A 20043-nucleotide genomic window follows, 5' to 3' on the forward strand; every position below is an offset into this window, starting at 1 on the left:
GGTCAGGCTCCCAGGAAGCTTTGGCCGCACACGCGCAACACTTGGCCGTTCAATGCGGCGGCGCCGGGCTGCGCCAGCCAGGCGACGGCTTCGGCGACATCCTGCGGTTGCCCGCCCTGGCCAAGCGCGCTCATGCGCCGGCCGGCTTCGCGCAGCGCGAAGGGCATACGCTCGGTCATTTGCGTTTCGATGAAGCCCGGCGCCACGGTCGCAATACTGCCACCCCGTGCTGCCAGCGGCGCTGCCATCGCCTCGGCGAAACCGATCAGCCCGGCTTTGCTGGCTGCATAGTTGGCTTGGCCTCGGTTACCACCGATCCCTGTGACTGAGCCCAGCAGCACGATTCGCGGCGCGGCACCGAGGGCGTTGTGCTCCAGCAACGCCTGGGTCAGGCGCAGCGGGGCCTCAAGGTTGACTGCCATGACTGGGTCCCAGTATTCCGGGGTCATGTTGGCCAGCGTTTTGTCCCGGGTTACGCCGGCGTTGTGTACAACGATATCCACCCCGTCGGGGAGGGCGGCCAACAGCTCTGTGGCGGCCTCGGTGGTGGTGATGTCCAGGCACAGCGAGGTACCGCCCAGCCGCGCCGCGAGGGCCGAGAGCTCCGCCCGGGCTTGTGGAACATCCAGAAGCATCACTTTGGCGCCGTCGCGCGCCAAGGTTTCGGCAATGGCAGCGCCGATGCCCCGTGACGCGCCGGTCACCAGCGCGCGCTGCCCTTCGAGCGGCCGCGGCCATTGTCGGGTCGCCACGGGAGCAGGGCGCAGGGTGAGGACCTGGCCGCTCACGTATGCGCTTTTTGGCGAGAGGAGAAAGCGCAAGGCGCCTTCGAGCTGATCCCTGGCGCCCTCGGCTACATAAAGCAGCTGTGCGGTACCGCCCTTGCGAAGCTCCTTGGCCAGCGAGCGGCTGAAACCCTCCAAGGCGCGTTGTGTGGCCTTTGCCAAAGGTGCTTCAAGTTCGGCTATGGGGTGGCCGAGAATCACCACACGGGCACAGGATTCCAGCGAGCGCAGCAGCGGCTGGAAGAACACCATCAATTGCTGAAGCTCGGAGGGCTGGCGCAGCGCGGAGGCGTCGAAGACAACGGCCTTCAGCCGAGGCCCGCTATCGGGGGACCAGCCTGGCGCGGAGGCGTCCAGTGAAGGCGAAGCGTGCACGGATTCGGCGAACCCTGCCGCCAGGCTGGCGACTTCGGCCGCCAGTGGGCCACCGCCTACCAGTAACGCGCCTTCGACCTCGCGTACCCGCTGGCTATGCCACCGCTCAAGGCGCGCCGGGCTGGGCAAGCCCACCGCGCCAACGAGGCGCCGCCCTATTTCGGAATTGGCGAAGCGGACATAGGGATCGGCCATGGTGGTTCTCCACGCTGAGGTACAGCATGGGACCGAAGCGAAGCCCCGGGCGTTCGATCCGTCAAGCGAACCCGCGCCCCGTTGGTCGAGTGTTTCAGCGAGCGGCCGCCGGCGTTGGCGCGCTCAGCCTCGCGGCCCTCTGGTTGTAGGTTTCCGCCATGATCGAGCACACCACCAGCTGCATGGGGTGGTAGATCATGATGGGCAAGAGGATCAAGCCCAGGGCTGGGTGTTGGCCGAAGATCAGCGCTGCCATGGGCGCCCCGGCGGCCAACGATTTCTTGCTGGCACAGAACACGCCTGCTACCTGATCGCCATGATCGAACCCTGCCCATCGAGTGACTCGGGTTGTGAGCAGCAATACCACCGCCAGCAGCACGGCGCTGCCAAGGAACGCGGCGAGGATCACGGTACCGCTTTGCTGATTCCACAGCCCTGACAACATCGAATTGCAGAAGGCCGAGTACACCAGCAAGAGAATCACGCATTTATCCAGAATATTGGTATAGCGCTTGTGCCGGGCCAGGAAGGCGCCCACCCAGCGGCGAGCGATCTGCCCCAGCACCAGCGGGGCCAGCAACATCAGGCTGAGGTTGAGGAGGGTAGGGCCCAGGTCGATCCCGCCTTTGCCAGTCCCGATGGCCAGGCTTACCAGCCAGGGTGTGATGAAAATGCCCAGTACGCTCGACAGGCTGGCATTGAGGATAGCCCCAGGCACGTTGCCCTTGGCACTTCCGGTGAGCGCGACCGACGACGAAATGGTGGAGGGCAGCGCGCAGAGGTACAGGAAGCCAAGCATCAGCATGGGGGGAAGCGACCCGCCGCCGAGCTGCTTCGCGGCCAGCCACAGCAGCGGAAACACCACAAAGGTGAACCCTTGAACCATCACGTGAAGCCGCCAGTTGCGCAGGCCACGGCCAATCTGCTCGCCGGACAGGTTCGCCCCGTGGAGGAAGAACACCAGGAAGACACCCACGTTGATGACCTTGTCCAGGTGCAATACCCCGCCGCTGCCGCCGTAGCGCGGAAAAACCCACGCCAGCACGGTAGCCAGCACCATGCCGCAGAGGAACCAGTCGGTAACGAGTTTCTTCAGATGTTTGAGCAAAGGCATAAATGACCATCGGTAAGTGACGTTGCTGACGTAGGAAGGTAACGTGAAGGCCATTAACCGTCTTGCGACAATAAGCCAGCCGATGACGCCGAACGGACACTTTGCACCACGCCCCATTCCGGACCTTGTCCAGCTCCCCCGGCCCCTCTTCGCCCGTGCGGAACAGTTGGGGGCGGGCGCCTGGACGCCACGCCACAGCCATCCGTGGGTTCAGTTCTCTTACGCCATCAGCGGCGTGCTTGCGGTGCACACCGAGCAAGGCAGTTATTTTGCGCCGCCCCAATGGGGCGTATGGATCCCCGCGGGTGTAGAGCACTGGGTTAACAACGCCGGCGAGGCCCAGATGCGCAGCCTTTACGTCGATGACAGCGTGGCGGGCGTACCGTCGGCGCGCTGCCGGGTACTTGAAGTCACGCCGTTGACGCGAGAGCTGATCAAGTCGTTTTCCTGCTATGAGCATGACTACCCGCTGGGGAACAGCGCCGAAGCACGCCTGAGCGCGGTCTTGGTCGATCAATTGCAAGGCTTGAACGAAGTGGCGTTCTCGGTACCGCTGCCCCGCCATGCCGGCCTGCTGCGCCTGTGCGAAGCGCTGATTGCCCAGCCGGATGCCGCCTGCTCGCTCACGGCCTGGGCCCTGGCGTTGAACGTTTCCGAGAAAACCCTGGCGCGGCTGTTTCAGCGAGAAACCGGCCTCACCTTCCGCACCTGGCGCCAGCGGGTACGGCTGCTGGCGTCCCTTGGCACGCTCGAAGCGGGAAGCAGTGTTACCCAGGCAGCGCTTGCCTGCGGCTACGAATCCACCTCGGCCTTCATTGCATCGTTCAAGGCTTTGTTTGGTTCAACACCAGGTGAGGTGTTCCGGGGGAATTAGCCTGAGCCGTGTCGGTCTTGTTGCAATAAGTCGCAAAACTGGCGAGGCGTTTGCATTCGTGACGCTGCTGGGAGAGCATCCTGCGCTGCGAGGCACGATTTGCCTTCCACCCTTTTGCTGTTCGGTTAAAAAAGGACCCTTGAGCAACCGATGAAGACGCCAAAACGCCTTGAACCCTTGATCGAAGATGGCCTTGTCGATGAGGTGGTGCGCCCACTGATGAGCGGCAAGGAGGCAGCGGTGTACGTGGTGCGCTGTGGCAATGCCCTGCGCTGCGCCAAGGTCTACAAGGAAGCGAACAAGCGCAGCTTCCGCCAGGCCGCCGAATATCAGGAGGGCCGCAAGACACGCAACAGCCGGCAAGCACGCGCCATGGCCAAGGGCAGCCGCTACGGGCGCAAGGAAACCGAAGACGCTTGGCAAAACGCTGAAGTGGCCGCGCTCTTCCGCCTGGCCGGCGCCGGTGTGCGGGTGCCCAAGCCTTACGACTTCCTGGACGGTGTGTTGTTGATGGAAATGGTGGCCGACGAGTACGGCGAAGCCGCGCCTCGGCTCAACGATGTGGAACTGGATGCCGACCAGGCCCGCGAATACCACGCGTTCATCATTCGCCAGATCGTGCTCATGCTATGCACCGGCCTGGTTCACGGGGACCTGTCGGAGTTCAACGTGCTGCTCGGGCCAGACGGGCCGGTGATCATCGACCTGCCTCAGGCAGTGGACGCGGCGGCTAACAACCATGCCTTCAGCATGCTCGAGCGCGACGTGAACAACATGGCGCAGTATTTCGGTCGCTTTGCTCCGGAATTGAAAGCTACCCGTTATGCCAAGGAAATGTGGGCCTTGTACAAGGCGGGCACGCTGCTGCCGGAAACCCCGCTGACCGGTGTGTATCGAGAAGAAGAAGTAAGCGCGGATGTACGCGCGGTAATGCGTGAGATCGAGGCGGTGAAGCGCGATGAAGCCAGGCGCCAGGCCGCGCGCGCCGAACAGGATGCCCCTGCCGATGCCACGGAAGAACCTACGCCGCCCTGGCTTCGCTAGCCTGCGGGCGTGGTAAGGCGGTCGAGGATCGCGCATTGCGGGGCTGCATTGCCCTGACATTGGTCTGCCAGGGCCCGCAGGCTGTCGCGCAGGGCAATCAAGCTACCGATGCGCTCATCGAGCTCGTTGATATGCCGCCGCGCCACGGTTTGCACGTCGGCACTGGCACGGCCCGGGTCGCGTTTGAGCGCCAGCAGCGCGCCCACGGCGTCCAGGCTGAAGCCCAGGTCGCGCGCCCGCTTGATGAACGCCAGCGTTTCCAGGGCTTCAGGGCCATACAAGCGGTAGCCGCTGTCGCTTCGCATGGCAGCAGGGAGCAGGCCGATCTGCTCATAGTGGCGGATCATCTTTGCACTGAGCCCGCTGCGCTTCGCGGCCTGGCCGATATTTACGGGTGACATTTCAGCGCTCCTTCAGGGTGGGCGGCACCCATGTATTCAATAGCAGGGCGTTGCTCACCACGCTCACGCTCGAGAGCGCCATGGCGGCGCCTGCCAATATCGGGCTGAGCAGGCCCAGGGCGGCGAGGGGAATGCCCACCAGGTTATAAGCGAAGGCCCAGAAGAGGTTTTGATGGATCTTTCGCTGAACCTTGGCAGCGATGTTCAGCGCGGCCGGTACCAGCCTGAGGTCGGCCCGCGCCAGCACCACCGCGCCAGCTTGAGCCGCCACGTCCGTGGCGCCCGCCATGGCGATGCCGATTTGCGCGGCAGCCAGCGCGGGTGCGTCATTGATACCGTCGCCTACCATCGCCACGGGCCCGCTGGCCGCGAGCTCGGTCACCCGCTGGGCTTTCTGGGCAGGTAGCAGGCTGGCCTGGACGTCAGTGATGCCTACCAGGCTTGCCACCCGCGCCGCGCTTCCAGGGTTGTCGCCGGTCAGCATATGGCAGGTGATACCGTGCTGCGTAAGCGCTTCGATAGCCGCCCTGGCTTCGGGGCGCGGGGTGTCGGCGAACGCCATCGCACCGAGTACCCGCGGCTGCGGGCTCTGCTCCAGCAGCCAGGAGACGCTCATACCCTGTGCCTCCCACTCGGCAGCAGCGGTTCGCAGTGCTGGTGGGCAGGCGACATCGGGCTCAAGCAAGCGGGTGCTGCCTAGTACAAGCTGACGGCCGTTGACCTGGCCCGCCACGCCGCGCCCTGGCAACGCCGTGACCGTTTGTGCTTTCCCAACCTGGATACCGCTCGCCACGCAGGCACGTTGCACGGCTTGCGCCAGTGGATGCGTGCCGCCTGAAGCGAGGGCGCCGGCCAGGGCCAGTACCGAGAGGTCGCCGAGTGTCGCTGGCAGCAGGGCCGTCAGCTCGGCCTTGCCCTCGGTAAGGGTGCCGGTTTTATCGAACACTACGTGGCGGATCCGGCCAGCGGTTTCGATCACGCCCACATCCCGGATAAGCAGCCCATGCCTGGCCGCCACCCCAGTGCCCGCCAGGATCGCCGCCGGCGTAGCCAGCCCAAGGGCGCACGGGCAGGCTATTACCAATACGCTCACCGCCGTCACCAGCGCATGCTCTATCGAACCCTCGATCAGGTACCAGGCGATGAATGTTGCCAGTGCCAGTAGCAGGATCGCAGGCACGAATACCCGGCTGACCCGGTCAACGAGACGCTGCACGGGCGCTTTTGCCGCCTGGGCCGTTTCTACCAGGCGAATGATCCCTTCCAGCAGTGTTTCATGCCCGGTAGCCTCCACCTCCACGACCAGCACGCCTTCGCCATTGAGTGTGCCGCTACTGACCCTGTCGCCGGTGGCTTTGCCCACAGGCAGCGCTTCGCCCGAAAGCAGAGATTCGTCTGCCGAGCTGTGGCCTTCTATCACCCGGCCGTCGGCGGCAAAGCGCTCACCGGGTTGTACTTGAAGGTGATCGCCCTTGCGCAAGCTCGCCAGCGGCACCTCGAGGGCGACGCCACCCTCCAGCCGCGTGGCCGTGGCAGGCCGCAGGGCCTCAAGTGCGCGAATGGCCCCTGCCGCCCGGCGCTTGGCGCGGGCTTCCAGGTGTTTGCCCAGCAGCACGAGCGCAATCACCACTGCAGCGCTTTCAAAGTAAAGGTGTGGCGCCTGGCCCGGCGTGGCCTGTGCCCAAAGAAACAGGCTGAGGGCGTAAGCAGCGCTGGTGCCCAACGCCACCAGCAGGTCCATGTTGGCGGCCCGGGCACGCAGTGCTCGCCACGCTGCGGTATAGAAGCGCGCGCCCGCCAGAAACTGCACGGGGGTGGCCAGCGCGAACTGCACCCAAGGCGGCAACATGAGCGTTACACCCAACGGCATCAGCAGCATCGGCAGTACCAGGGGGATGGCGAGGGCAAATGCCAGCACAAGCTCGATGCGTTGCTGAAGCTCAAGGCGCTGCCGGGCACGTTGTTCGGCGGCCGAATCCGCTGCGATTTGCGCCTGATAGCCCGCTCGGCTGACGGCTTCAATAAGCCTGGCTGGCCCCACGCTGGCGTCCACGTGAACCCGTGCTCGCTCGCTGGCCAGGTTCACGCTGGCGCTGTGCACGCCTGTCGTTTTTTGCAATGCCCGTTCCACGCGCCCGGCGCAGCTGGAACAGGTCATGCCGTGGATCGAAAGCTCAAAGGTTGCGGGGTGCGCCATGGTTCATGCCTCCTCGGAAGCATGAAGCCTCAACCTTACCCCGCTGGCAAGGTCAAGGGGCGTAGTCGAGCGGGGCGGCTTTCAGGAAAAGCCCCTCCGGGCCAGTAGCGATACGGTACTTACGAATGTCACCTGCCTGCAGGGTGAGTGTGGTCGAGCGCTGATCGCCAACGATGCCCGGGTTACAGCCCGGAGCATTGCCCGGCAGAATCTGCAAGCGGACTACCAGCGGCCCAGGCGGCAAGTTGTAGGACACCGTCTGTTCGGGGAACAGCCGGCCGACCAGCTGGTCTTGCATGTACAGGCCGATCTCACAGGGCGTGCCCACTTCGAGACGCTCTCGCGAAATGATCAATACCCCATAGCCCTGCGGCCCATCGGCGAACGCCGGCGCCAGCGGCAACAAGCCGAGCAACACAAGAAGGAAAAGGAACGGCCTGCGCATGGTAATGGCTCCTGGGCGAGAACGACCCTCCAAGCTTGGCGGAGCCCGCCATGGATTACCAGCCCGGCAGATTAACGAAAAACTTGACCTTGCCACGGGGTAAGGCGCGAGGCTTTTCTCTTTACCCAAGGAGGTTATATGCAGTATTTCAACGTTCAAGGCATGACCTGCCAGCACTGCGTGAAGGCAGTGGGCGAGGCGATTCGAGAACTGGATGCCGATGCCCGGGTTAGCGTGGACCTTACCGCCGGCCAGGTGGCCATCGACAGTGAACTACCGGTGGAACGCCTGCTGCGTGCTATCCAGGACAGCGGCTATGACGCCCAGCCTGCTGGGGAAGTGCGGTAGGCACCGGGGAGTTTTTCGGATTGTTCCGGTGAGCTCGCGCTACACTAGCGAGCTACCTATACAACTGATTGCCCCATGAACCTTCGAATCATTCTGATCCTCGGCGCGCTCAGTGCCTTCGGCCCGTTGGCCATCGATTTCTATCTGCCCGGCTTTCCGGCCATGGCGGCCGCCTTCGGGACGGACGAAACCCGCATCCAGAGCACACTCGCCTCCTACTTTCTGGGGCTGTCTTTCGGCCAGCTGATCTACGGCCCCGTCGCCGACAGGTTCGGTCGGCGGGTTCCGCTGCTCGTCGGTGTAGGCGTGTTCACCGTCGCATCGCTGGGCTGTGCCTTCGCGCCTTCGCTCGAAGCACTGGTATTGCTGCGCTTCCTGCAGGCCTTGGGAGGGTGTGCAGGCATGGTGCTTTCCCGCGCCATCGTGACGGACTCCTGCGACACCATTGGCGCCGCCAAGGTGTTCTCGCAATTGATGCTGGTGATGGGGCTTGCGCCTATTCTCGCGCCAGTGCTGGGTGGCTTTCTGGTCAATACCACCGGTTGGGAATCCATCTTCCTGGCCCTTACCCTGTTCAGCGGTTGCTGCGCGGTTGCGGTGTACCTGGGGTTGCCGGAAAGCATGCCGGCCGATCGGTCGCGTTTGCCTTTGAGTGGTGCGCTGACCCAGTACGCTCGATTACTCGGTGACCTGGGCTTCGTAGGCCATGCGCTCACCGGCGGTATCGCCATGGCCGGCATGTTCGCCTATATCGCCGGCTCACCGTTTGTGGTGATCAAACTCTATGGCGTGCCTACCGAGCATTTCGGCTGGGTATTCGGGGCCAACGCGGCGGGCTTCATTCTGGTTGCGCAAATCAATGCACGGTTGCTCAGCAGGCTCGGCCCACACGCTTTGCTCAAACGGATGGTGTGGGCCTACCTCGCCGCCGGGGTTGTGTTGCTGGCCGTGGCTGCGCTGCGGCCCGTACATCTGTGGCCTTTGCTGGTGCCCTTGTTCGCCTGTATCGCAAGCCTTGGGGCCATCCTGCCTAATGCTTCGGCGTGCGCCATGGCCGGGCAGGGCCCTCGTGCGGGGAGCGCTTCGGCCATGCTGGGCTTTCTGCAGTTCGTGATTGCCGCGGTATCGTCCACGCTGGTAGGCGCCTTGGCGGACGGCTCCGCTGTACCCATGGCGTTGGTGATCGCCACCTGTGGCGCCCTTACCGTGGTGGCGTCGCTGATGACTCAGAGAATTGTGGCGGCTCGGGCCCGGGCCTGACGCCCGGCAAACACGCAAGCATTGGTCGACGGCAGATCACCGACTGGTGGCGTAGGCTTTTTTACCGGGCAGTGTCATCCGTTTCCCATCCCGTTAAGGCGACGCAAGATCAAGAGGCCTTGATTCGCTGGCTGGATCATCAAAAGTCCGCTGGCAGGAAGCGCGCGCGCTCGCGCGGTGTGTACATGAAGCACTGTGCTCGTTCGCTGCAAGCGCTTCCCTTGGCCAATTTTCCCCCTGAATGCCGTGCTTATAATGCGCTGGATTCGCTGGCGTCCCAGTGGCGGCCGGCCCTCATACAGGGAGTGAATGAACATGGAATACGTACCTCGCATCAGCCGAATTGCCACGTTACTGGCCGACCCGAAGCGAAGCGCCATGCTATGGGCCCTGATCGACGGCGCTACGCGAGGGGCCGATGAGTTGGCGAACCTGGCGGGCCTTACCCCCTCTTCCGCCAGCGCGCACTTGTCCAAACTTTCCGCGGCGGGGCTGCTCAAGCGCGAAGCCCGAGGACGCAAGCGCTTCTTTCGGCTTGCCGCGCCGGAAGTGGGCATGGCCGTAGAGGCACTGGCGTCGGTACCGGCTGTTGCCCGTGGGGCGGAACTGCTAGGCGAGAACACGCTCGTTGCCGAGCAGTTACCGGGTACCTGCGAAGCGCTGCGCAAGGCGAGGATCTGCAAGGATCATCTAGGCGGGGAAGTTGCCAGCGCGTTGTATCAGCGGTTCATCGAGGCAGGGTGGATCGACACCGCAACCGGCTCCAGCCTCACGCCAATGGGCGTAGTCGGCCTCGCCAGCAGCGGCATCTACGTTCAGGCGTTCGCCCAGCGCGGCTGCCTGCAGGTAACCACATGCTGCGACTGGTGTAATGGGGCGCCGCATTTGAGCGGTGCCTTGGGCGCCAGCCTGTTGCAGCTTTGTTTGCAGAAAGGCTGGGTTCGCAAGGCCGATGACGGCAGGGGGCTGCGGGTGACGCGGGTGGGGCAGAGCGAGTTGGCCCAGCTGGGACAGCCGACAGCCAACCGCAGGCTGATCTCCGTGTAAGGTTATTTCACCAGGCGCGCGTCCAGGCTGTTTTGTGCCAGGCGGCGTGCCTGATCTTCGGTCATGCCCAAGTGCGTGTGCAGGGCATGGAAGTTTTCCGTTACGTAGCCACCGAAATAGGCCGGGTCGTCAGAGTTGACCGTTACTTTCACGCCCCGCTCCAGCATGTCCAGGATGTTGTGGTTCGCCATGTCATCGAACACACAAAGCTTGATATTGGACAGCGGGCACACCGTGAGCGGGATCTGCTCGTCGATGATCCGCTGCATCAACCGCTCGTCTTCGATCGCTCGCACACCATGGTCGATGCGCTGGATATGCAGGAGGTCCAGGGCTTCCCAGATGTATTCGGGCGGGCCTTCCTCACCGGCGTGGGCAACGGTAAGAAAGCCTTCCGCCCGGGCGCGATCGAATACACGCTTGAATTTGCTGGGCGGGTGACCTTTTTCAGAGCTGTCCAGCCCTACCGCTACGAAAGTGTCCCGGAACGGCAACGCCTGGTCGAGGGTACGTTCGGCTTCTTCTTCGCTGAGGTGGCGAAGGAAGCTCAGGATCAGCCCGCTGCTTACGCCGAGCCTGGTCTTGCCATCGCGAAGAGCAGCGTTGATGCCGTTCAGCACCACTTCGAACGGAACACCTCGGTCTGTATGGGTTTGCGGGTCGAAAAACGGTTCGGTGTGCACCACGTTCTGGGCCTTGCAGCGCTCCAGGTACGCCCAGGTGAGGTCGTAGAAATCCTGTTCGGTGCGCAACACATCGGCACCCCGATAATAAAGGTCCAGGAACTCTTGCAAGTTGTTGAAGGCATAGGCCGAGCGCAGGGCGTCGACATCAGCCCAGGGCAGGGCAATGCGGTTACGTTCGGCCAGGGCAAACAGCAGCTCAGGCTCCAGGGAGCCTTCCAGGTGCATATGCAGTTCAGCCTTGGGAAGGGTGTTGAGCCAGTTGTACATAGGGAAATCTCTTGAAGTCATGACCGGGCATTTTACGCGCGTAATGCGTGGCACGCACGGTCGCGGATGTCGCGGCGAAACCATCGCGGCGGTGTAGCAGTCAGTACTACTTCCACGCCGTTAATGAAAGGACTGCCATGCTCAAGCACATCATCGAGGAAAAGTTTCTGTTGCTTGCACTGGTGGCGGCGATCGTGGCCTATCCGCTTGAACCATTGATGGTGCATAGGGGCCAGGGCGTAGCCTTGCTCAGCGCCGGCTTGCTGGTGGTTGCGATCATCTGCGCTTCGCTCCGGGTGGCGCACCATGCCGAAATGCTGGCCGAGAAGGTAGGGGACCCCTACGGCACCATGATCCTTACCTTGGCGGCTGTACTGGTGGAGGTTGTGATCCTTGCCATCATGATGAGTAACACACCCTCGCCAACGCTGGTGCGCGACACTATTTACTCCGCAGTAATGCTCGATATCAACGGCATTCTCGGGCTCGCGGCGCTGATGGGCGGGCTCAAACACGGGGAACAGAGCTACAACGATGATTCCGCTCGCACTTACAGTGTGATGATCCTCACGGCGATGGGCGTATCCATGGTGGTGCCGGAATTCATCCCGCAAGGGCGCTGGGCGTTGTATTCCGGGTTCACCATTGGCGCGATGCTGGTGCTGTACAGCCTTTTCCTGCGCATGCAGGTAGGGCCGCACAGTTACTTCTTCAGTTACAACTACCCGGAAAAAAAGCGTCGCAAACCTTCCGCTGAAGTCGAAGAAGCGCCCGTTAGTACCGGGTTTTCCATCGGTGTACTGGTGTTTGGCGTTGTGGTCATCGGTGCCTTGGCCGAGGTGATGTCCAAAGCCATGGACGTTGGCCTGGAAGGCAGTGGCGCGCCGCCAGTATTGTCGGCAATTCTTGTGGCGGCCATTTCTGCCGCTCCGGAGATACTGACCGCGCTTCGAGCCGCCCTGGCTAACCGTATGCAATCTGTAGTGAATATTGCCCTGGGCGCATCGCTGTCCACGGTAATCCTTACGGTACCGGTGATGGAGGCGATGGCCCTCTACACCGGGCAGCCTTTCCAGATGGCCATGACGCCAGTGCAAACCGTAATGGCCTTCATCACGCTGCTGGTGTGCGCCATCAACCTGAATGACGGGGAAACCAATGCCATTGAGGGCATGACGCATTTTGTGTTGTTCGGCACCTTCGTGATGCTCTCCCTGTTAGGGCTTTAACCTTACCAGGCAAGGGTTTCGCCTTTGTAGTTGATGAAGTGAAGCCCGCCCCGCCCGGAAAACGCCTCAAGCTGCTTCACCATGCCTTGGGTGCTGGTATCCACGTCGATGTCGGCCTGGGGGCCGCCCATGTCTGTCTTCACCCAGCCCGGGTGCATGCACAGCACGGTAGGCCGTGGCGTGGGCAGCTGGTTCACGAAGGAATTGACCATCGAATTGAGCGCAGCCTTGCTGGCCTTGTACAGCGGGACTTCGAGGGCGTCAGGAGAAGTAACGGTACCCAGCGTCGAACTCATGAACGCCAGCACGCCGCTTTCGGGCTTCACGTTTGCCGCGATCCGCCGGGCCAACCTGATCGGCGAGAGCACGTTGGTAGTGAACAACGCGGCGATATCCTCAGGGGACACTTCATCCAGCGCGGTAGTGGGCCCCATCACGCCAGCGTTCACGAAAATCACATCAAATACCTGGCCTGTCAGCTTCTCGGCAAAGGCGTCAAGGCTCGCAAGATCGTTCAGTTCAAGCTCGAGTACGGTGGCGGCTTTGCCCAAGGCGGCGGGTGCCTGTGCCCTTACGGTTGCCGTCACGCCCCAACCCTGCGCAGCGAGGCGTTGCGCAAGGCCCAGCCCCAGCCCTCGAGAGGCGCCGATGATAAGTGCTTGCTTGGTACTGGCCATGATAGTGATCTCCGAATGGGGAAGGGGAAAGCATACCCTCGATAAGGGTAGCTTTTGCTGATCATAAAATAACCGAAGGCTTGGAAGCCCCGCGAGCATTGGGCTTCAGCGACCTACACAGAGTTTATCCACAGGCGGGCGCACAGTGGATGTGCACAAATCAGGCTGGGGATAAGCGAATGCGTCCGCGGCTCAACTGCGCCAGGTGATCGCCTAATTCAAGTGCCCGAGCCGGCGGCACGGCCAGCTGCAGGGATACACAGTTGGCTTCAAAGGATTCACTCAGTACTTCGCCGCCTGCTTCAGCGACACGCAGGCGCACAAGGGCCAACTGGCTGAACGTGCATTCACACGTGAAGGCAGAGCGGCTGATCAAAGGTTGCTTGATGGCCTGCTGCAGGCACTTGTTGGCGCAGCCGCCATAGGCGCGGGCCAGGCCACCGGTGCCCAGCTGAATGCCACCATACCAGCGCGTGACAACCACCATGACCTGATCACAGTCCTGGGCTTCGATGGCGGCAAGGATGGGTCGCCCGGCGGTGCCGCCGGGCTCGCCGTCGTCGCTGCTTCTGTACTGCGTGCCGATTTTCCATGCCCAGCAGTTGTGGGTGGCCTGAGGGTCGCCATGGGTTCGCAGGAAGGCCGACGCATGCTCCGGATTCTCGACGGTACCTGCGATCGCCAGAAAGCGGCTTTTGCGGATTTCCTCCTGGTATTCACTCACCGCCAGCAATGTGAATGACATCAGCGGGGAATACCTGCCGATGCCGGGATGGTAATACCGCAGCCTGTGAGAATGATATGGATCAGGTTATCCGCAGCCTGGTCGAAATCCACCCGAGTCAGCCGGGCCTTGCCTGTCACCCGGCAGATCTGGCTGGCGAAGTCTGCGTAGTGTTGCGTGCTGCTCCATAGCAGGAAGATCAGGTGCACGGGATCTACCGCGTGCATTTTCCCTTCTGCAATCCATTGTTCGAACACCGCCGCCCGGCCCTTGAACCATAATTGATAGTCTTGGCTGAAGTACTCGCTCAAGCATTGCCCGCCACTGATGATCTCCATGGCGAAGATACGGGAGGCCTGAGGATGGCGGCGAGAAAATTCCATCTTGGCGCGTATGTAACGGATGAGCGCTTCGCCCGGGTCGTCGGCGCTGGTGAGGTTGTTGAAGGTGCTGTCCCATAGCTCGATGATATTGCTCAGTACAGCGATATAAAGGCCAAGCTTGTTAGTGAAGTAATAATGCAAGTTGGCCTTGGGAAGGTTGGCCTTGGCCGCGATCGTGTTCATGCTCGTGCCTTTGAAGCCATGCCGGGCGAATTCATCCTCCGCCGCCTTGATGATCGCTTCTTCGTTCTTCTGGCGAATGCGGCTGGGCGGCTTGCCGTCGGGCTGAGCGCTGTGGGCGGGAACATGCAGGGGCATAGGTCTTCCAGGGTTACCTGTGGGGCGTTGAGCTGCGTTGATAACGCACCCACAGGCAACAGACAAGCGTTAAAGGCGCTTTTCCACCGCAGCGGCGGCACCCGCGGGATGAAGCGGCGCGATCGCTTCGCCTTGACGGGGCAAGATCAGGCTGAGCAATAGTGCGGTTACCCCGCCACTGGTGATGGCTGAGTCGAACAGGTTGCGCACCAATGCAGGCATATGGTGCAAAAGCTCGGGCTGGGCGGCGATGCCAAGGCCTACGCCGAAAGAGGTAGCGACAATCAGCATGTTGCGCCGGTCGAGGGCGTTCTGCGCAATGATCCTCACTCCCGCCGCGGCAACGCTACCGAACATCACCAAGGTGGCCCCGCCCAGCACCGGTTTTGGAATCTGCTGCAATACAGCGCCAATGGCTGGCACCAGCCCCAGGATGAAAAGAATGGCCCCGATGTACAGCCCCACGTAGCGGCTGGCGACGCCGGTAAGCTGGATCACACCATTGTTTTGCGCAAAGGTGGTATTGGGAAAGGCACTGAAGGTTGCCGCAATCATGCAGCTCACGCCGTCCCCAAGTACGCCGCCCTTGAGCCGGGCAACGTACGAGGGCCCTTGCAACGGCTGGCGTGAGAGCATGCAGTTGGCCGTAAGGTCGCCGACCGTCTCGATACTGCTGATCAGATAGATCAGAGCGATGGGCAGGAAGACCGTCCAGTCGAAAGCAAACCCGAAGCGGAACGGTATCGGCAGGGTCACCAGGGGCAAGGCAGGCAACGCATGAGGTACCAGCTTGCCGCTGAACCATGCCGCTATGCTGCCGGCTACCAGGCCGATGACGATCGCCGACAAACGTAGCCATGGTGATTCCGAGCGGCTGAGCACCACCACGATCACGAGCACCAACCCACCCAGCGCCAGGTTGCCTGGGGCGCCAAAATCGGCGGCACCGAAGCCACCACCCAGGTCGGTGATGCCGACCTTGATAAGGCTGATGCCAATCAGCGTGATGACAATGCCTGTCACCAAAGGCGTGAGCACTCGGCGCATTTGCCCTATGAAGCGGCTGAGCACTACCTGTACCAACGAGCCGAAGAAGCAGATCCCGAAGATCATCGCCAGGATGTCCTCCGGGCTACCTCCGCGCTGCTTGACCATGAAGCCTGCCGACAGGATTGCACCCAAGAACGCGAAACTGGTGCCTTGCAGGCAGATCATGCCAGCGCCTATGCCCCAAGGCCGGCGCGCCTGGATGAACGTTCCTACACCGGAAACCATCAGCGCCATGCTGATCAGGTAGGGCAAGTGCTCACCCAGCCCAAGCGTTGAGCCGATGATCAACGGCGGCGTGATGATCCCGACGAAGCTGGCGAGCACGTGCTGCAGTGCCGCAAGCATGGCTGGCAGGGGGGCGGGCCGATCCTCGAGGTTATAGAGCAGGTCCGGGTTGACCGATTCTTCAGGTGGCATGCTGCATGGCTCCAGTGCGGGCGCGCGAGTAAGCGGCCGATGAATCCATCGTTGCAAGAACCTGTCCAACTGCTCAGTTTTTTAGGTCGGGCCTTCGCGCAGCCCCAGGCAGGCCAGGGGGTTCGCGGTTTGTGCAGGAAATCTACCGGGTAGCCGCCAGCTGCTCGAGAAAGCTTTCCAGCACCAAATGTGGGCGCCGCCCCTTTCGGGTGACCCATGAAAGGCTTAAGTCGTAGAAGCGCTGTCGAGCTTTCAACGCACGTAGCCGCCCTTGCTGCACCCACGCTTCGGCGTAGTGATCCGGTAGGTAACCGATGTATCGGCCGGTGAGGATAAGGAACGCCATGCCCTCCCGGTCCGAGGCGCTGGCGCTGCAGTTCAGCACCTGGTAGTGAGCCTGGATTTCGCCGGGCAATCGAAACGTCGGCGCAATGGCTTCCTGGCTATTTAGCCGATCGTCATCGAAGGTGGTGTCGTCGGCATAAAACAAGGGGTGGCCCACCGCGCAATAGAGTGAAGAGCGCTCACTGTACAAGGGCTGGTACTCCAACCCCGGCAGCGCACTGGCTTGCGGCACTACCCCCACGTGAAGGCTGCCGTCCAGTACGCCTTGTTCCACCTGGCTGGGAGCAATCATGCGGATGTTGATTCGCACATCCGGCCCTCGCTCCTTGAGTTGCGCCAAGGCATGGGTAATACGCATATGCGGCAGCGTGACGAGGTTGTCGGTCAACCCAATGTTCAGCTCCCCACGCAAATGCTGGTGCAATCCATTCACTTCCGTGCGGAAGTTTTCCAGCGCGCCTAATAACTGCAGCGAGGACTGGTATACCTCACGCCCTTCTTCGGTCAGCGAGAAGCCTGCCCGGCCGCGCTGGCACAGCCGCAGCCCGATACGCTGCTCCAGGTCGCTCATTTGCTGGCTAATGGCGGAGCGGCCTATGCCGAGCACGTTCTCGGCCGCTGAAAACCCGCCGCATTCCACAACACTACGGAAGATCCGCAACAGTCTGATATCAAAATCGCTGACCTGCGCCAGAGGCTCTCGACGGCTCATTGTTTAGTCCCGCTCAGCCTGAAGATTGGAAAAACAAGGTTTTTCGGACTTTATCCGCGTGCGAACGTAGCCGCAATCACCAACGCACGCTGCCATCCTCAAAGAGGTCTCAGATGAACATGCCAGAGAATGCACCCGCCGGGCTGGCGAGCCAGCTCAAACTGGACGCCCACTGGATGCCGTATACGGCCAACCGTAACTTCCAGCGCGACCCTCGGATGATCGTGGCGGCGCAGGGGCGTTACCTGACCGACGACCGCGGCCGCCAGATCTACGACAGCCTCTCTGGCCTGTGGACCTGCGGTGCCGGCCATACCCGTAAGGAAATTCAGGAAGCAGTTGCCCGTCAGCTAGGCGTGCTGGACTACTCGCCTGCATTCCAGTACGGCCATCCGTTGTCGTTCCAGTTGGCCGAAAAAATCATCGACCTCACCCCCGGTGACCTCAATCATGTGTTCTTCACCAACTCGGGTTCCGAGTGCGCCGATACGGCGGTGAAGATGGTGCGTGCCTACTGGCGGCTCAAAGGCCAGGCCACCAAGACCAAGCTGATCGGCCGCGCGCGTGGCTACCATGGTGTGAACATCGCCGGTACGAGCCTGGGCGGCGTGAACGGTAACCGGAAGATGTTCGGGCAACTGATGGACGTCGATCATCTGCCTCATACCCTTCTGCCGGCCAACGCCTATACCCGCGGCTTGCCCGAGGAAGGTGGAATCGCCCTGGCTGACGACCTGCTGCGGCTGATCGAGCTGCACGACGCGTCCAACATCGGCGCGGTGATCGTGGAACCCATGGCGGGTTCGGCGGGGGTACTGCCGCCGCCCAAGGGCTACCTCAAGCGCCTGCGCGAGATCTGCGACCAGCACAACATCCTGCTTATCTTCGACGAGGTGATCACAGGTTTCGGCCGTACCGGCAGCCTGTTTGGCGCAACGACCTTCGACGTAACGCCAGATTTGATGTGCATCGCCAAGCAGCTCACCAATGGCGCTATCCCAATGGGTGCGGTGATCGCTCGCAGCGAGATCTATCAAACCTTCATGGCGCAGCCCACGCCTGAATACGCGGTGGAATTCCCGCACGGCTATACCTATTCCGCTCACCCCGTAGCGTGCGCTGCCGGTATTGCTGCCCTGGATTTGCTGCTCAAGGAAAACCTTGTGCAAAGCGCGGCCGAGCTGGCGCCGTCATTCGAAGCGGCGATCCACGGGGTTAAAGGCGCAAGGCACATTGTGGATATCCGCAACTTCGGCCTGGCCGGCGCAATCCAGCTCACCCCGCGGGATGGGGATGCCATCGTGCGGCCGTACGAAGCAGCGATGAAACTATGGCAAAAAGGCTTCTATGTTCGTTATGGCGGCGACACCCTGCAGTTCGGCCCGACCTTTAATGCTACCGCCGAAGAAATGAGCAGCCTGTTCGACGCAGTGGGCGAAGCCCTCAACCAGATCGACTGATAACGGAGCACGTAATGAGCACCATCCAACACCTGATCAATGGCGACCTGGTAAGCGCGGGTGATCGTACCGCTGACGTATTTAACCCTTCTACGGGCGAAGTCAGCGGGAAGGTACACCTGGCCGACGTGGCTACGGTCCAGCGCGCCATTGATGCTGCCAAGGCAGCATTTCCGGCCTGGCGCCGCACGCCCGCAGCCAAGCGTGCCCAAGTGATGTTCCGTTTCAAGCAACTGCTTGAGCAGAATGAAAGCAAGATCGCGCAGTTGATCAGCCAGGAACACGGCAAAACTCTGGAAGATGCCGCTGGCGAGCTCAAGCGCGGTATCGAGAACGTTGAGTTCGCATGCGCCGCACCTGAACTCTTGAAAGGTGAATACAGCCGTAACGTAGGGCCGAACATAGATGGCTGGTCCGACTTCCAGCCGCTAGGTGTAGTGGCAGGGATCACCCCGTTCAACTTTCCGGCGATGGTTCCTCTGTGGATGTATCCACTGGCCATAGTGTGCGGCAACTGCTTCATCCTCAAGCCTTCGGAGCGCGACCCCACGTCCACGCTGTATATCGCGCAACTTCTTCAGGAAGCTGGGCTGCCGGCCGGCGTGATGAGCGTGGTGCACGGCGACAAGGTCGCAGTGGATGCATTGATCGAAGCGCCTGAAGTGAAAGCGATCAGTTTCGTAGGCTCCACCCCGATCGCCGAGTACATCTATAAAGAAGGCGCTGCCCGTGGCAAGCGGGTACAGGCGCTGGGCGGGGCTAAGAACCACGCCGTGCTGATGCCCGATGCCGACCTGGATAACGCGGTCAGCGCCTTGATGGGCGCGGCATATGGCTCCTGTGGTGAGCGCTGCATGGCGATCTCCGTCGCCGTATGCGTGGGCGACCAGGTAGCCGATGCACTGGTGGCCAGGCTGGCGCCGCAGATTCAGGAGCTGAAGATTGGCGCGGGTACCAGCTGTGGGTTGGATATGGGGCCACTGGTTACCGGCCAGCATCGGGACAAGGTCCGCGGGTATGTAGATGACGGCGTTGCGGCCGGCGCGCAGCTGGTAGTGGACGGCCGTGGGTTGAGCGTCAGCGGAAACGAAAACGGCTTCTTCCTTGGTGGGTGCCTTTTCGACCGCGTAACGCCCGACATGCGTATCTATAAAGAAGAGATCTTCGGGCCGGTGTTGTGCATCGTCCGGGTAAACAGCCTGGAAGAAGCCATGCAACTGATCAACGATCACGAGTATGGCAACGGCACCTGCATCTTCACCCGTGACGGTGAAGCGGCGCGGCTGTTCTGTGATGAGATCGAAGTGGGCATGGTAGGGGTCAACGTGCCGCTCCCGGTGCCGGTGGCCTATCACAGCTTTGGCGGCTGGAAGCGCTCCTTGTTTGGAGACCTGCACGCCTACGGGCCTGATGGCGTCCGCTTCTATACCCGGCGCAAGGCAATCACCCAGCGGTGGCCGCAGCGCGCCAGCCATGAAGCTTCGCAGTTCGCGTTCCCCAGCCTTTAAACCTGTTGAAGAGGGTGTTCACACGGATGTAACAAATAAGTGTTGACGCCCTCTCGAAAGCCCTTATAATGCGCCCCACTTCCAGCGACAACGGAACGGCAAACTTCTTGAGAATCAACGAGTTAGCAGTTCGGGTAAGCGGGAAGTGGCTTCGATCTCCGGATCGGATGCGGTGAAAAAGG

19 protein-coding genes are annotated in these 20043 nt (G+C 61.8%); 8 read left to right on the forward strand and 11 right to left on the reverse strand.

The annotated features are described in order from the left end of the window. Window positions 1–2 precede the first annotated feature (2 nt). Window positions 3–1355, reverse strand: coding sequence for a 3-oxoacyl-ACP reductase (locus tag G7016_RS23060; protein WP_181118071.1), 1353 nt, complete (start codon window positions 1353–1355; stop codon window positions 3–5). Window positions 1356–1449: 94 nt separating this feature from the next. Beyond that, entirely contained in the window at window positions 1450–2469 is a 1020-nt protein-coding gene (locus G7016_RS23065) for a bile acid:sodium symporter family protein (RefSeq protein ID WP_181118073.1), read from the reverse strand. Window positions 2470–2551: 82 nt separating this feature from the next. Here G7016_RS23065 and G7016_RS23070 point away from each other — a divergent pair, with 82 nt between their 5' ends. Continuing rightward, the gene (locus tag G7016_RS23070) at window positions 2552–3343 is read left to right on the forward strand and encodes an AraC family transcriptional regulator (RefSeq protein ID WP_181118075.1); all 792 of its coding nucleotides are present in this window, start codon (window positions 2552–2554) and stop codon (window positions 3341–3343) included. A gap of 150 nt (window positions 3344–3493) precedes the next feature. Further along, window positions 3494–4387 carry a PA4780 family RIO1-like protein kinase gene (locus G7016_RS23075; RefSeq protein ID WP_181118076.1) on the forward strand — a complete coding sequence of 298 codons (894 nt, stop codon included), beginning with the start codon at window positions 3494–3496 and terminating at the stop codon, window positions 4385–4387. Here the strand turns inward: G7016_RS23075 and cueR are convergent. The 3 genes from cueR to G7016_RS23090 are packed head-to-tail and all read right to left on the reverse strand — an operon-like array spanning window position 4384 to window position 7430. Then, window positions 4384–4788: a Cu(I)-responsive transcriptional regulator gene (gene cueR, locus G7016_RS23080; RefSeq protein ID WP_181118078.1), complete on the reverse strand. Its 405-nt coding sequence runs from the start codon at window positions 4786–4788 to the stop codon at window positions 4384–4386. The genes G7016_RS23075 and cueR overlap by 4 nt on opposite strands. 1 nt (window position 4789) lies before the next feature. Next, window positions 4790–6985 (reverse strand): heavy metal translocating P-type ATPase, encoded by a 2196-nt coding sequence (locus tag G7016_RS23085; RefSeq protein ID WP_181118080.1) that lies wholly within the window; start codon window positions 6983–6985, stop codon window positions 4790–4792. A 52-nt stretch (window positions 6986–7037) separates the two neighbouring features. Continuing rightward, a complete protein-coding gene (locus G7016_RS23090) occupies window positions 7038–7430 on the reverse strand; it encodes a hypothetical protein (protein ID WP_181118082.1) in 393 nt (130 codons plus the stop codon). Between the two features lie 138 nt (window positions 7431–7568). Between G7016_RS23090 and G7016_RS23095 the strand changes: the two genes are divergently transcribed. The 3 genes from G7016_RS23095 (at window position 7569) to G7016_RS23105 (ending at window position 10085) form a co-directional block, all read left to right on the forward strand. Next, window positions 7569–7778, forward strand: coding sequence for a heavy-metal-associated domain-containing protein (locus G7016_RS23095; RefSeq protein ID WP_181118084.1), 210 nt, complete (start codon window positions 7569–7571; stop codon window positions 7776–7778). 75 nt (window positions 7779–7853) lie between these two features. After that, a complete protein-coding gene (locus G7016_RS23100; RefSeq protein ID WP_181118086.1) occupies window positions 7854–9038 on the forward strand; it encodes a multidrug effflux MFS transporter in 1185 nt (394 codons plus the stop codon). 315 nt (window positions 9039–9353) lie between these two features. Next, window positions 9354–10085, forward strand: coding sequence for an ArsR/SmtB family transcription factor (locus G7016_RS23105; protein WP_181118088.1), 732 nt, complete (start codon window positions 9354–9356; stop codon window positions 10083–10085). 2 nt (window positions 10086–10087) lie between these two features. Here the strand turns inward: G7016_RS23105 and G7016_RS23110 are convergent, their stop codons facing one another. Continuing rightward, window positions 10088–11038, reverse strand: a complete 951-nt coding sequence (locus tag G7016_RS23110) for an adenosine deaminase (protein ID WP_181118090.1) — start codon at window positions 11036–11038, stop codon at window positions 10088–10090. A gap of 137 nt (window positions 11039–11175) precedes the next feature. On the opposite strand from G7016_RS23110, the gene G7016_RS23115 reads away from it, so the two are divergent. Next, window positions 11176–12267, forward strand: a complete 1092-nt coding sequence (locus G7016_RS23115) for a calcium:proton antiporter (protein WP_181118092.1) — start codon at window positions 11176–11178, stop codon at window positions 12265–12267. A 2-nt stretch (window positions 12268–12269) separates the two neighbouring features. On the opposite strand, the gene G7016_RS23120 is transcribed toward G7016_RS23115, so the two are convergent. The 5 genes from G7016_RS23120 to G7016_RS23140 form a co-directional block, all read right to left on the reverse strand. Further along, the gene (locus G7016_RS23120) at window positions 12270–12944 is read right to left on the reverse strand and encodes an SDR family oxidoreductase (protein WP_181118094.1); all 675 of its coding nucleotides are present in this window, start codon (window positions 12942–12944) and stop codon (window positions 12270–12272) included. Between the two features lie 160 nt (window positions 12945–13104). Then, on the reverse strand, window positions 13105–13689 hold the full coding sequence (locus G7016_RS23125; protein ID WP_181118096.1) for an IMPACT family protein: 585 nt from the start codon (window positions 13687–13689) through the stop codon (window positions 13105–13107). Then, a complete protein-coding gene (locus G7016_RS23130) occupies window positions 13689–14369 on the reverse strand; it encodes a TetR/AcrR family transcriptional regulator (RefSeq protein WP_181118098.1) in 681 nt (226 codons plus the stop codon). Before G7016_RS23130 ends, G7016_RS23125 begins: the two co-directional genes overlap by 1 nt. Before the next feature lie 69 nt (window positions 14370–14438). Beyond that, window positions 14439–15836, reverse strand: a complete 1398-nt coding sequence (locus tag G7016_RS23135) for a uracil-xanthine permease family protein (protein WP_181118100.1) — start codon at window positions 15834–15836, stop codon at window positions 14439–14441. A 142-nt stretch (window positions 15837–15978) separates the two neighbouring features. Then, window positions 15979–16893: a LysR family transcriptional regulator gene (locus G7016_RS23140; protein WP_181118101.1), complete on the reverse strand. Its 915-nt coding sequence runs from the start codon at window positions 16891–16893 to the stop codon at window positions 15979–15981. 113 nt (window positions 16894–17006) lie between these two features. Here G7016_RS23140 and G7016_RS23145 point away from each other — a divergent pair, with 113 nt between their 5' ends. Then, window positions 17007–18353 carry an aspartate aminotransferase family protein gene (locus G7016_RS23145; RefSeq protein ID WP_181118103.1) on the forward strand — a complete coding sequence of 449 codons (1347 nt, stop codon included), beginning with the start codon at window positions 17007–17009 and terminating at the stop codon, window positions 18351–18353. Between the two features lie 14 nt (window positions 18354–18367). Continuing rightward, window positions 18368–19861, forward strand: coding sequence for a CoA-acylating methylmalonate-semialdehyde dehydrogenase (locus G7016_RS23150; protein ID WP_181118105.1), 1494 nt, complete (start codon window positions 18368–18370; stop codon window positions 19859–19861). Window positions 19862–20043 lie beyond the last annotated feature (182 nt).

The sequence above is a fragment of the Pseudomonas japonica genome (assembly GCF_013522925.1).
GTDB lineage: Bacteria > Pseudomonadota > Gammaproteobacteria > Pseudomonadales > Pseudomonadaceae > Aquipseudomonas > Aquipseudomonas japonica_A.